12 protein-coding genes and 1 pseudogene are annotated in these 13,206 nt (G+C 57.5%); all 13 read left to right on the forward strand.

Translation table 11 applies throughout. The features are described 5' to 3' along the window. Window positions 1-3: 3 nt before the first annotated feature. The 13 genes and pseudogenes from rpmA (at window position 4) to HY298_25140 (ending at window position 12,996) form a co-directional block, all read left to right on the forward strand. Window positions 4-264 (forward strand): 50S ribosomal protein L27, encoded by a 261-nt coding sequence (gene rpmA / locus HY298_25080; protein MBI3853532.1) that lies wholly within the window; start codon window positions 4-6, stop codon window positions 262-264. A 126-nt stretch (window positions 265-390) separates the two neighbouring features. Beyond that, window positions 391-684, forward strand: a pseudogene (locus HY298_25085) (GTPase ObgE). Between the two features lie 141 nt (window positions 685-825). Continuing rightward, window positions 826-1,707, forward strand: a complete 882-nt coding sequence (locus HY298_25090) for a 50S ribosome-binding GTPase (GenBank protein ID MBI3853533.1) — start codon at window positions 826-828, stop codon at window positions 1,705-1,707. Between the two features lie 93 nt (window positions 1,708-1,800). Then, the gene (locus HY298_25095) at window positions 1,801-3,981 is read left to right on the forward strand and encodes a hypothetical protein (GenBank protein ID MBI3853534.1); all 2,181 of its coding nucleotides are present in this window, start codon (window positions 1,801-1,803) and stop codon (window positions 3,979-3,981) included. A 189-nt stretch (window positions 3,982-4,170) separates the two neighbouring features. Continuing rightward, window positions 4,171-4,398: an AbrB/MazE/SpoVT family DNA-binding domain-containing protein gene (locus HY298_25100; GenBank protein ID MBI3853535.1), complete on the forward strand. Its 228-nt coding sequence runs from the start codon at window positions 4,171-4,173 to the stop codon at window positions 4,396-4,398. Continuing rightward, entirely contained in the window at window positions 4,395-4,814 is a 420-nt protein-coding gene (locus tag HY298_25105; GenBank protein ID MBI3853536.1) for a PIN domain-containing protein, read from the forward strand. Before HY298_25100 ends, HY298_25105 begins: the two co-directional genes overlap by 4 nt. A gap of 18 nt (window positions 4,815-4,832) precedes the next feature. Next, window positions 4,833-5,936 (forward strand): redox-regulated ATPase YchF, encoded by a 1,104-nt coding sequence (gene ychF, locus HY298_25110; protein MBI3853537.1) that lies wholly within the window; start codon window positions 4,833-4,835, stop codon window positions 5,934-5,936. Window positions 5,937-6,080: 144 nt separating this feature from the next. Further along, complete coding sequence (locus HY298_25115) at window positions 6,081-7,322, forward strand: alpha/beta hydrolase (GenBank protein ID MBI3853538.1); 1,242 nt, start codon at window positions 6,081-6,083, stop codon at window positions 7,320-7,322. A 57-nt stretch (window positions 7,323-7,379) separates the two neighbouring features. Next, on the forward strand, window positions 7,380-7,604 hold the full coding sequence (locus tag HY298_25120; GenBank protein MBI3853539.1) for a zinc ribbon domain-containing protein: 225 nt from the start codon (window positions 7,380-7,382) through the stop codon (window positions 7,602-7,604). 97 nt (window positions 7,605-7,701) lie between these two features. Beyond that, entirely contained in the window at window positions 7,702-8,331 is a 630-nt protein-coding gene (recO, locus tag HY298_25125; protein MBI3853540.1) for a DNA repair protein RecO, read from the forward strand. 255 nt (window positions 8,332-8,586) lie between these two features. Further along, window positions 8,587-10,437, forward strand: coding sequence for an SUMF1/EgtB/PvdO family nonheme iron enzyme (locus HY298_25130; GenBank protein MBI3853541.1), 1,851 nt, complete (start codon window positions 8,587-8,589; stop codon window positions 10,435-10,437). An 87-nt stretch (window positions 10,438-10,524) separates the two neighbouring features. Further along, window positions 10,525-11,868, forward strand: a complete 1,344-nt coding sequence (locus tag HY298_25135; GenBank protein ID MBI3853542.1) for a Gfo/Idh/MocA family oxidoreductase — start codon at window positions 10,525-10,527, stop codon at window positions 11,866-11,868. Window positions 11,869-11,931: 63 nt separating this feature from the next. Then, window positions 11,932-12,996: an FAD:protein FMN transferase gene (locus HY298_25140; protein ID MBI3853543.1), complete on the forward strand. Its 1,065-nt coding sequence runs from the start codon at window positions 11,932-11,934 to the stop codon at window positions 12,994-12,996. Window positions 12,997-13,206 lie beyond the last annotated feature (210 nt).

Raw genomic sequence — 13,206 nt, forward strand, 5'->3', positions numbered from 1 at the left:
TTTATGGCACATAAGAAAGGTCAAGGCAGTGTCCGCAACGGGCGCGACAGCGTCAGCAAACGGCTCGGCGTGAAGGAATTTGGCGGTCAAGTTGTCACTGCCGGCAGCATCCTCGTCCGCCAGCGCGGCACCAAGTTCGTCGCCGGCAGGAATGTCGGCACCGGACGCGACTGGACGTTGTTCGCTCTCGTCGATGGCAAGGTGCTGTTCGACAAAGGCAGCAAGCGCATCAACGTGATTCCGGCGGAAGCAGTTAACAACTAAGCCAGCCTTGAAATATTTCACGGCGAGGTCATCGGCCTCGCCTTTTTTGTTGGAGTTCAAGCTTTAGCTTGCCGCGCTTCCCGCCATCATTGAGACAATCTAAAGATTGAACTCCAACAAACGATCATGTTCATCGACGAAATCAAAATCTTCGCCCGCGCCGGGCACGGCGGCAAGGGCTGCGTGGCGTTCCGTCGCGAGAAGTATCGTCCCAAGGGTGGCCCGGACGGCGGGAACGGCGGCGCCGGCGGGAGTGTGATTCTCCAGGCCGACCACGACTTGAATAATCTCATCGCGCAATATTATTTGCCGCGCTTGATTGCCAAACCGGGTGAAGCAGGCCTGGGCAAAGGCATGGACGGCCACGCCGGCAAAGACCTCGTCGTAAAAGTTCCGTGCGGCACTCTGGTTTGGCGACTGGTGGCAGAAAGTGAACCAGACCACGGCAATCCCCTCACCTGGCCTGAAGACCACCCTCTCCCCGTCGGACGAGGAGGGGGTCGGCGTGAGAATTCCCCGAAAGATTCGCGCATTGAACCCCAGAACCGCCAGGACAAATTTATGTTGCATATGCAACATGAAACTGTCCGAGCGGTTCATGGTGAGGGGCCGCGCTCTGTCATGGCCACGAGCGCAAGCAAGCGTCCGTTGCTGCGCAGCACCAGTGCCGGCAGTGCGATGGAAATTGATTTGAGCAAGGAACGAACTGCCGGGCCGTCCACAGCGGGCGCGTCGAAGGGCGAACTGGTCGCGGACCTCACCGAACACGGACGTCAGTTTGTGCTGTGCAAAGGCGGACGCGGCGGCTTGGGCAATCGCAACTTCGCCACGGCCGCGCGCCAGACCCCCCGCTTTGCCCAACCGGGTGAACCGGGCGAGGAGGGCGAGTTCTTGTTGGAACTGCGCATCATGGCCGAGGTCGGCCTTGTTGGTTTTCCTAACGCCGGTAAATCGACCTTGCTGACCGCCATTTCGCACGCATGCCCCAAGGTCGCGCCATATCCGTTCACCACGCTGCATCCGCAAATCGGCATCGTCGAGTATCCCGATTTTCATCGGCTCACCGTTTGCGACGTGCCCGGCCTCATTGAAGGCGCGCATAACAATGTCGGCCTTGGCCACGCTTTTTTGCGCCACATCGAGCGCTGTAAGATTCTGGTGTTGCTGCTCGACATGGCCGGTGTCGATGGCCGCCTGCCGTGGGACGATTACCAGCAACTCCTCAGCGAACTGGAACTTTACGATCCCGCGTTGCTGGAAAAGCCGCGCCTTGTCGTCGCCAACAAAATGGACGAAACCGTGGCCGAGGAAAACTTGAGGAAGTTCAAACGCAAGGTTCGCAAGACGCCCGTGCTGCCCATCGCCGCTGCGTTTGATCAAGGCATCGAGAAATTCAAAAAGACCATTCGCGAGCGCGTCGCGCAGGCCGGGATTGGTGATTGAGAGATTGACGCGGTTGATGAGAGGATTGCGTTCTTGTCGCTGACGTGGCAGCATGAGTCTTCAAATAGGAGTTGCACAAACAAAACCGATGCCATGAATTGCTATTCAAATAAGGATTGTGTGCGCCCGGCCATCCACAAAACGCTGTTGCTTTTGCTGCTCGTCATCGGGCTTTGGCCGTTGACCGGCTGGAGTCAGGGCGACATTCCGGGCGTGCCGTGGGAAGGCGAATCGGGTGTTACTGAAACCATCGAAGCAATCATGGCGCGCGACGATCCGTTGGGGATCGAGCCGGACCGGATGTTGCCCCGGTCGGTTTCTGACCGCAATAATCTGCCTCAGAACCCGGACTCCCCTTACGCCGCGCATTTTCCGATTTCCGGGCCGTCGAGTGGAAATCCGGCCGCTGGAACAGATACCAACAATGTCACCACCAGTTTCCTGGGCACCGACCTGACGGAATCCAATTTCTTCCCACCCGATAGCATGGGCGACGTCAGTCCCACCCAGATTTTGCTTTGTGTAAATGGACGGATCAAAGTGTTTGATAAGAACGGCAACCTCGGGCCGTTGAACACCACCACGGACAATTTCTTTCAGTCGGTCCGCAACAACTCTGGCACCAGCGATCCGCGCGTCCGTTACGACCGGCTGACCGGCCGCTGGTGGGTGGTCATGATCAACGTCGCCACCGTCAATCGCGTCCTCATCGCGGTCAGTTCTGGCCCGACGATTACCGGCAGTTCCGGTTTTACCTTTTTCCAGTTCGAGCACGACATGGTCGGGACAGTGCCGAATGATGACTTGGGGGACTTTGCCGATTACCCGACGTTGGGCGTGGACCGCCACGCTCTTTATGTGGGTGTGAATGTCTTCACCGCCATCGGGGTGGGCCGGCTGGGATCCACCGCTTTCGTGATTAATAAATCCAATCTGTTGACCGGAACGCTCACCGTCACGGCCTTCAGGCGAATAAGTTCCGTCAGCAGTTCCGGCGGCCCGACCACTCCGCAAGGTGTGGACAATGATGATCCGGCCTCGACCGAGGGATATTTTATCGGTGTGGCGCAATCCGTTTTCGGGCAGTTGGTCGTGCGTCGCGTCACCAATCCGGGCGGAACACCGGCCATTTCGGGCAACTTGAATCTCACGGTGCCGGCGACTGCGTCTCCGCTCGGCGGGGTTCCCGCGCAAGGCAGTTCGCCTGCGTTGGATGATCTCGACGATCGATTATTTGCGGCGCGAATGCACAAAGGCAGCCTGTGGACCGCGCACAATATCCAGGTGAACACCAGCGGCGTGGCCAGTTCGAGTGGCGGCCGTGACGGCGCTCGCTGGTACGAGATCACCAATTTGACCGCCACGCCGATGTTGCGGCAATCCGGTACGCTGTTCGATCCCGCCAGTTCGACTCTGCGCAGTTTCTGGATTCCCACCTGCGCGATGTCCGGTCAGGGCCATGCGCTGCTCGGATGCAGTGTGGCGGGCGCAAACGAGTTTGCCGAAATTGCGCTGGCCGAACGGCTGGCGGACGATGCTTTGGGCACCCTTCGTGCGCCCATCGTTGCGAAAGCCAGTTCCACTTCGTACAACCCGGGAGACATTTCCAATCCCTATCGCTGGGGCGATTATTCCATCGTCACGGTTGATCCCAGCGACGACATGACGTTCTGGACCGTTCAGGAATATTGTAGCGCGCAAAATGTCTGGGGCATTCGCGTGATCAAGTATCAAGCGCCGCCGCCGGCCACACCCAGCAGTTGCGACCCGGCCTCGGTGCTGCCGGGCGACACCGGTGTGAATGTAACCGTCTCCGGCGTTTCGACCGATGGCTCCGGTTTTTTTGATCCCGGCCCGGGCTTTCCCAATCATCTCTCGGTCACCGTCACGGGTGGCGGAGTGACTGTCAACCAGGCGGTGTTTACGGACCCAACCCACGTGACGCTGAATTTGACCATCGCCACGAACGCCGCGTCCGGCGCCCGGACCGTGACCGTGATCAACCCGGACGCGCAATCGGCAACCAGCGCCACCGGCATCCTCACCATTGGCGGAACGAACTCCGTAAATCTGAACATTTCGTTTTCGAACCCGAACGTGGTTCTCACCTGGCCCATTTCAGCCACGGGTTTCAAGCTTCAAACCATTGACGCGCTGATGCCGCCCGCCTCCTGGACAGATGTTACCAACGCACCTGTGCCGGTGAACGGCCAGAATGCGGTGACCATCGGCCCGGCTGTCGGCATCCGCTTTTTCCGGCTCACCAAACCGTGATCCGTCATGGTGGAAGACCGTGCTGCCAATCTCCGACGCGTTCGATCAAGGGTTTGAACAATTAAGAAAGATGTTTCGCGATGTTGTGCAGGGGACTCAAGGAAACCAATTTTGCTTTTCCACGCCTGTTGACCCGGCAAAATGAAACGGCCCGCTTGACAGATCTGTAGAGTAAGACATTCTTACTTCGTGACGACAACGATCTCCAGCAAGGGCCAAGTTGTGATTCCGCGACCCGTGCGTGAACGGCACAGGATTCGGCCCGGCGACGACTTCCTGCTCTTCGAGCTTTCCAACGGCGACATCCTGCTCCGACACGTCCGCGCGCCGAAAAGGTCGCTGGCCTGGCATTTGCGGCGATTACACGGACTGTCCTTGGAACGGAGTCCCGAACGCGTGCGGGAGGTGGCTTGGTGAAATGGCTTTTGGATACCAATGCGCTTTCCGAACTCACCAAACCGTCGCCCTTCGCTGGTCTGTTCGATTGGCTCGAGGTGAACGAACCGGAAACCGCACTCAGCGCGATCAGTGTCGGTGAAATGGTCGCTGGGCTGGAAAGATTGCCGGAAGGCAAACGGCGTCGTTCGCTTGAACGCGCTTTGAAATTTTTGCGTGAGGATTACGCGGGTAAGATTCTGGATTTCACCGAGGGGGTTGCGGTTGAATGGGGACGCCTCGTGGCTGAGGCCCGAAAGCGTGGACGCAATTTATCAGTCCTCGACAGCCAGATTGAGGCGACGGCCATCCATTTCGGTTTGACCGTTGTCACGCGCAATCAGGTCGATTTCTTTCATCCCGTTTTCAATCCGTGGGACGATTCTACTTCCCGTTGAATTCCTTTCAAAATCATTATGCTTAAAGCTGGAATCGTCGGTTTGCCCAACGTCGGCAAATCCACCCTGTTCAACGCCGTCACGCGCACGCGCAAGGCGGAGGCGGCGAACTATCCTTTTTGCACCATTGACCCGAACCTTGGCATCGTTACCGTGCCGGATGCACGGCTTGAACCTCTCGCGAAGATTGCCAAAACTTCCGTCATCATTCCGGCGGCGATTGAGTTTGTTGATATCGCTGGTCTGGTCAAAGGCGCGTCCCAAGGGGAAGGACTCGGAAACAAATTCCTGACTCACATCCGCGAAGTGGATGCCATGGTGCAGGTCGTCCGCTGCTTTGAAGACCCGGACATTCATCACGTCGCCGGCGCGATTGATCCGATTCGCGACATTGAAACCATCATCACCGAACTGGTGCTGGCCGACCTTGAAGCGGTGAAGAAGCGGCTCGCCGGCGTTGCCAAGGACGCCAAGCGCGGTGACAAGGTGGCAATTGCCGAAGAGTCCGTGCTGAAAAAACTGGAGCCGCACCTCGATGCCGGAAAGCCGGCGCTCACTTTGAATCTAACGCCCGAAGAAAAGGTTGTCTCCAAGGGCTTTTTCCTGATGACGGACAAGCCGACCATATTCGCAGCGAACGTGAAGGAGTCCGATCTGGCCAACGCCAACGCCAATCCGCACGTGGCCAAGGTCCGCGAATACGCGCGCACGCATCACGCTTGCGAGACGGTGGTCATCAGCGCGCAAATCGAGAGCGACCTCATCGACCTTTCGCCGGAGGAGGCAAAGGAATTCTTGAAGGAACTCGGCGTGAACGAATCAGGCGTCGGCGCGCTCATTCGCAGCACGTATCATTTGCTTGGTTTGCGAACTTATTTCACCGCCGGTGAAAAAGAAGTCCGCGCTTGGACCATCCACGCGGGCGACACCGCGCCTAAAGCTGCTGGTGTCATTCACACGGATTTCGAGCGCGGGTTCATCAAGGCCGAAACAGTTGCCTACGATGACCTCGTAAATTGCGGCTCCGTCGCCGCCGCCCGGGAAAAAGGACTCTACCGGATGGAAGGCAAGGAATACGTGGTGCAGGACGGCGATGTGATGCTCTTCAAGTTCAATGTCTAGGCGCGACCGGGTTGGAGTTCAACCTTCAGGTTGTTCCGTGCCCGCTGGACAAGCTGAAGCTTGAACTCCAACGATGCACCCGGCGACAGCCAAATTCACACTCGCCATCAAGCGCCGGGTCCCCTTTACTTTCCTCCCAACGATATGAAAAAACTTTTGCTCATTGGCTGTCTTGCGCTGCTCACGATCACCACGACATGGTCACAAACCAAGGTGGATTTCAAGCGCACGGAGGATGTGATTTATGGGCGCAAGTTCGGCACGGCTTTGACGCTGGATGTGGTTCAGCCGGCCAATTCCAACGGCTTCGGAATCATTTTTGTGATCAGCGGCGGGTGGTTTTCCAGTCACGACGCCATCAATCCGAACTCTTACATGCCGTTTCTGGAACGCGGCTACACGATCTTTGCAGTGGTTCACGGGTCGCAACCGAAATTTCAAGTGACCGAGATTACCCAGGACATGCACCGCGCCGTGCGGTTCATCCGTCACAACGCGGCGAAGTATGGTGTTGATCCAAATCATCTGGGCGTCACCGGCGGCAGTGCAGGCGGTCATCTTTCGCTGACTCTGGGAACGCAGGGCGAGCCGGGCAAGGACGACGCCAAAGACCCCGTCGACCGCGAAAGCAGCGCCGTGCAAGCGGTGGCTTGCTTCTTTCCGCCGACGGATTTCCTGAACTACGGGCAGCCAGGCGAAGACGCGGTTGGCGTCGGCATCTTGAAAGATTTCAAACCCGCCTTCGGTCCGCGCTCGGAGACGGCGGAGGAACGGCAAAAATTGGGCAAGGAAATCTCACCGATCTATTTTGTCACATCGAACATGCCGCCAACCCTCATCATTCACGGCGACGCCGACAAGCTGGTGCCCATTCAACAGGCGGAGTCATTTGTGAAACGGGCGAAAGAATTTGGCACCACCGCCAAACTCATCGTCAAGGAAGGCAAGGCGCATGGTTGGAAAGACATGAATTTGGACATGCCTGCCTTGGCGGATTGGTTTGATCAGTATCTGCGCGGACTTAAGCCGAAGGATCGGGTCAGCCGGCGTATCGGGTTCACTTCAAAGACAGATTCCGGACCTTTCCGCGCATACGACACAGTGTTTATCGCAGCTATCCAGAGTCGGTGGTATGACTTGCTGGACAAGCGCGATCTTGCGCGCGGACACAATGGCGCGGTGGTATTGGCGTTTCGCTTGAATCATGACGGGCGTATCACTGAACTGAAGGAGGTCAAAAACGAGGTGGGCGAACTGGAGGGTTTGATTTGCCAAAAGGCGGTGCTTGAGCCGGCGCCCTTCGAGCGATGGCCCAGTGATTTGAGGAGGAGGGTAGGGACGGATTACCGGGATTTGCATCTGACCTTTTACTTTGACACCAACTGACACGGCAGGCGGGGTTTCCGCGGTTGAATCTTTCCCGAACTTAGCTATCTTCACCCCATGCCGATCTACGAATTCCATTGTGACGATTGCAAAAAAGACAGCGAGGTGCTCGTCCGTTCGACCCGCTGGGAAGGAACGCCGTGCCCGCATTGCGGCTCGAAGCGGCTGTCAAAAAAACTTTCCGTCTTTGCTTCCAGCGGGAGCGGTGAGGAACAGCCATCCTGCACAGGCGTTCCCAGTTCGTGCGGTCTGTGCGGCACCGGCAAGGCGCACTCGCACTGATCGGCGGGTTTCAATGCGGCACGGTTAAATCGGCGCCACGGTCGGTGCAGGCAAAAGTGCGCAATCCGCGAAACGCGATTTTGGATTCAACGATTCCATGATTGAATCGACCACCGGCCTCATCCTCCGCACGCGACCGCTGACGGAGACGAGCCTGATCATTTCCTGGCTTACGCCGGACTTTGGGCGCATCGCTACGGTCGCCAAAGGTGCGCGCCGACCCAAATCGCCCTATCGCGGCAAGCTTGACCTCTTTTACCTGGCCGACTTCAGTTTTCAACGCAGTCGCCGCTCGGAGCTGCACACTCTCCGTGAAATTGTGCTTCGTGAAACTCACATGGTCTTGCGCGAGGAACTCGGCTACCTCCAGCAAGCTTCCTACTGCGCCGCGCTCGTCGAACAAGCCACCGAGACCGAAACGCCGTTGCCGGCCGTGTATGCATTGCTGCGCAGCCTGCTCGAACATCTGCCGAAACAATCGCCGCAGCCACAAACGATCTTCGCTTTCGAACTCAAGCTCTTGAACGAACTGGGCCTGAAACCGGATTTGACCAAAAGCAAACTGAGCCCCGGCGCACGACGAATCACCGCCGCGCTGCTCCAAAGCGACTGGCTCGCCCTGACACGATTGAAGTTAAGCCAAGCGCAGACCCTTGAACTCCGGCAGTTCCTGCATGGCTTCCTGATATTTCACCTCGGCCGAATGCCCAAAGGACGACCGGTTTGACGGTTTGGAGTGCCGCCCAAAACCGTTCCCTGGCCGCGCGGACGAAACGTTCTGCATGTCTGTTCCGCCGGTGCGGGCGCCATCGAAATTTGTGTTCATGACGGTGGTTAGTGACGGAAACAACTCAACGCCGGCTGGGACGGCGCCTGCCGCCCTCCCCGCGCGGATTTAATGCGTAGTCCATGGCGTTGAATGTTCAACAGATTGACAAATGAATCGTCACCGTCAACAGTTCCCCAGCTTGACAGCATGAAAATGAAACCGCGCCGTCCTTTTCAGTTCCTTCGCCGATTCGCACCTTCTGGTGTAGCCGCCGACGTGAGGAGGCGGATTTCCGATCATTCGCCACGAGTCCGCCTCTTTACATCGGCTACCACCAGAAGTTTTGAGCGCGCCGCGCTTTTTGCTTCAGTTGTTTTGTGGGTCGCCGCCGCGCCGCCCGCCGTCTTGGCCGCCGAGCTTGATTTCAACCAGCACATCAAACCGATTCTGGAATCCGCCTGCCTCAGTTGTCACGGCCCGGAAAAACCCAAAGGCGGTTTGCGGCTCGACACCAAGGCGAACACGATGAAAGGCGGCGAGAACGGCATCGTTATTGTTCCCGGCCAGCCCGAAAAGAGTCCGCTCTATACCTCGACCATTGTGCCGCCCGACGATGACAAAATCATGCCGCCGAAAGGGGACAAACTCACCAAGGAACAAAGCGACCTGCTCCGCGACTGGATCAAGGCGGGTGCGAACTGGCCGGACGGCGTCACGCTTGCCAAAGTGCAGCGGATTAACTTTGTCAAAGATATCCAGCCGATCCTGGAACTGGATTGCGTGTCGTGCCATCACGAGGGCCATGCCAAAGGCAAGTTGCGATTGGACAACAAAGCTGACGCTTTCAAGAGTGGCAAGCCAGGCCCGGCTATTATTCCCTGGAATCCAGGCAAGAGTTCGCTCTACACCACCACGGTTTTGCCGGCGGACAACGACGATTTGATGCCGCCCAAAGACAAAGGCGGACCGCTTTCGAAGGAAACCACCGAGCTATTAAAGGAATGGATTTCGCAGGGTGCCGTCTGGCCGGATGGCATCACGCTCACGCAGCGCAAGAAGGAGGAAGCCCCCGGCGCCGACGAGTTGCCGTTGATCACAGAAATTCATCATCAGATTCTCGCGAATCTCACCGTGACCAACGAGGCGGGCATGAAGCCTTACACGAATACGATTCCGGGAACGTCCGTTGATTATGCGATGGTGCCGATACATGGCGGCGACTTCGCGATGGGCAGTCCGGAAAATGAACCCGGCCGCAAACCCGACGAAGGCCCGCAACACAAGGTCACCATCGACCCGTTCTGGATGGGCCAATGTGAAGTAACGTGGAGCGAGTACGAGTTGTTCATGTATCCGGAAATGGCCAAGCGCGCCGCCACCGCGCTCGGCCAGAAGGAGAGTCCGTTGATTGATGCCGTGAGCCGTCCCACGCGGCCCTACGTCGAAATGAGTTTCGGCATGGGCAAGGAGGGTTTTCCGGCCATCAGCATGACGCAGCATGGCGCGAACAAATATTGCCAATGGCTCAGCGCCAAGACCGGCCAGTTCTATCGGCTGCCCACGGAGGCAGAATGGGAATACGCCTGTCGCGCCGGCACTACCACCGCTTATTCCTTTGGCGATGACTCTGCCCAATTGGACGACTACGCCTGGTACGGCAAGAACAGCGACTCCAAGTATCAGAAGGTCGGCCAGAAGAAACCGAACCCCTGGGGGCTATACGACATGCATGGCAACGTGGCGGAATGGACGCTCGATCAATATGATCCCGACTTCTACAAACAACTCAACGGCACCGTGGCGCAGAATCCTTGGAACAAAGCGACCAAGCCATACCCGCACGTCGTTCGAGGCGGTTCATGGGACGACCCACCCGACTTGCTGCGCAGTGCTGCCCGCCTTGGTTCGAGCAAATCGTGGAAGGTCCAGGATCCGCAATTGCCCAAGAGCATCTGGTATCACACGGATGCGCAATTCCTTGGGTTCCGCATCATTCGTCCGTTAAAAGTACCACCGCCGGAGGAGTTGCAGAAGTATTGGACAAGCGGCGTGGAGAAGGATTAGCCTTCGCCTGAGAAACCCAATGCCAACGGAACAACAAGCCGGGCTTGGGATGGGCAAACAAAAATAACTTCAAGCAAGAACAAAACCATGAATGTCTCCAAAAATCTGAACGAACAGGAATTGCTCAACCGCCGCGGTTTCCTGAAAACCACCTCCACGGCGGTCGGCGGCGCGTTGCTCGGCGGATTGACGATTGAGCGCAGCGCTTTTGCCGCGGGCGATGACACGCTCAAAATCGCCTTGATTGGTTGTGGCGGTCGCGGTTCCGGCGCCGCGAGCCAGGCGTTGAGCACCAAAGGCAGCGTGAAACTGGTCGCCATGGCGGATGCTTTCAAGGACCACTTGGAAAGCAGCCTCGGCAATCTCAAGAAACAGCATCCCGATCGCGTGGATGTCCCGGAGGACCATCAGTTCATTGGTTTCGACGCCTACAAACAGGCCATTGCGCTGGCCGACGTGGTCATTCTCGCCACGCCCCCAGGATTCCGCCCGATTCATTTCGAGGAAGCAGTCAAGCAGGGGAAAAACATTTTCATGGAGAAACCGGTGGCTACGGACGCGCCCGGGGTCCGCCGTGTGCTCGCTGCCGCCGAGGAGTCCAAGAAGAAGAATCTGAAAGTCGGTGTCGGCTTGCAGCGCCATCACCAGATTGGTTATCTGGAAACCTTGAAACGCCTCAACGACGGTGACATCGGCGACATCGTGGCGATGCGGTGTTATTGGAACGGTAGCACGCCGTGGGTCCATCCGCGCGCTGAACTGGAAAAACAATACGGCCGTCCCTTGACCGAAATGGAATACCAGATGCGCAATTGGTATTACTTCGTCTGGATTTGCGGCGATCACATCTGCGAACAGCACATCCACAACCTCGACGTGATCAACTGGGTCAAGAACAGTTATCCCATCAGGGCGCACGGCATGGGCGGGGTTGAAACGCGCAAAGGCAAGGACTACGGCGAAATCTTTGACCATCACGCCGTGGAATTTGAATACGCCGACGGCTCGCGCTGTTTCAGCCAATGCCGGCATCAACTCGGTTGTTGGAACGATGTTTCCGAACACGCCGTCGGCACCAAAGGCGCCGTTCACATGACTGATGGCCGATGGAACATCACCGGTTCAAAGGCTTGGCGTTTCGATGGAAAACAGGAGCGCGAACGTTATCAACAAGAACACGACGATCTTTTCGATGCGATCCGAAACAACAAGCCTTACAACGAAGCGGAAAACGGAGCCAAGAGCACCATGACCTCCATCCTCGGACGTATGGCGACTTACTCCGGCAAAGTGATTGATTGGGAGCGCGCCATTAACTCGGAGATCAGCGTCATGCCGAAGGTTTTTGCCTGGGACGCGAATCCGCCGACCATGCCGAACGAGAGCGGTTGGTATGCCCACGCGGTGCCGGGTGCCACCGCCGTCGTCTAGTCCGGGTCACGATTGAACAATGGAATGGCCGGCCAATTTGGTCGGCCATTTGTCTATACTCGAATGAAAATCACCTGGCCCTTCAACTTCGCCACATTCCTGCCGGGCCTGCTTTTCGTAAGCGGATGTTCCACTCCGGCAACCCATTCGCTGCAACGGTTCGAGTTCACTCAGCCACAGATGGGCAGCCTGTTCAGCATCACACTTTACGCGCCCGACAAAGTGACCGCCGACCAGGCCGCCAAAGCTGCGTTTGATCGCGTGGCGGAACTCAACCGCATCATGAGCGATTACGACCCGCAAAGTGAACTGATGCAGTTGTGCCGCAAACCATCAGGCCTGCCGGTCCGCGTGAGCGATGACCTGTTTGACATTCTTCAGCAATCGCAAAAATTCTCACGCCTCTCCAATGGCGCGTTCGACGTGACTGTCGGGCCTTACGTTCGGGTCTGGCGCTCTGCGAGAAAACGGAAGGCTTTGCCTTCGCCGGAAACAATCTCCGCCCTCACCGGTTCAATTGGTTACCAAAAAATCCGGCTTGATCCACACGCCAAGACGGTGACGTTGCTCGCGGCCGGTATGCAATTGGACCTCGGCGGCATTGCCAAAGGCTATGCGGCGGACAAAGCGCTCGCTGTTTTGCGCCATCACGGAATCACCCGCGCCATGGCCGCTGCCAGCGGTGACATTGCCGTTGGCGACCCTCCGCCGGGCCGCCAAGGATGGACCATAGGTATCGCTTCGATTGATTCATCTGCGAGCGGATTGACCCAAGCCGTTTTGCTGAAAAACGCCGCCGTATCCACCTCGGGCGACACGGAACAATTTGTCGAGATTGGCGGCGTCCGCTATTCACATATCGTTGATCCGGCCACAGGCCGGGGACTGACCGAGCGCATCGGCGTCACCATCATCGCGCGGAACGCCATGACCACCGACGCCCTGGCTACTGCGGTGAGCGTAATGGGTGCGGAGCGCGGGCTGAGGTTGATTGATTCGCTCTCCGACGTGTCGGGATTGATTGTGACGCTTGATGACGACGGAAAACACTTTCTCGAATCACACCGGTTCAAACAGGTTCGCAAAGTTCACTTGCCGAAGGATACACCACGTCCGGCCTCGAAGTAATGTCGCCAAGTTGTCCTTTGGCGACTCTCAGTTTTTGCAGACGTCGCCGTGCGTGATGTGGGCGAACAAAAGTTGCCAGCGACGGTTGCGCCAAAATTACGCGGGCGCAAAAGTTTGGCCGGTCCCGACCTTGGTCTGGCGCCCGTTCACCGCCAACAAGAGTGTATGCAACCGATCATAAAAGTGCGGTGGACGAGCACTGAAGGCGCA

The sequence above is a fragment of the Verrucomicrobiota bacterium genome, from assembly GCA_016200005.1.
Lineage (GTDB): Bacteria > Verrucomicrobiota > Verrucomicrobiia > Limisphaerales > PALSA-1396 > PALSA-1396.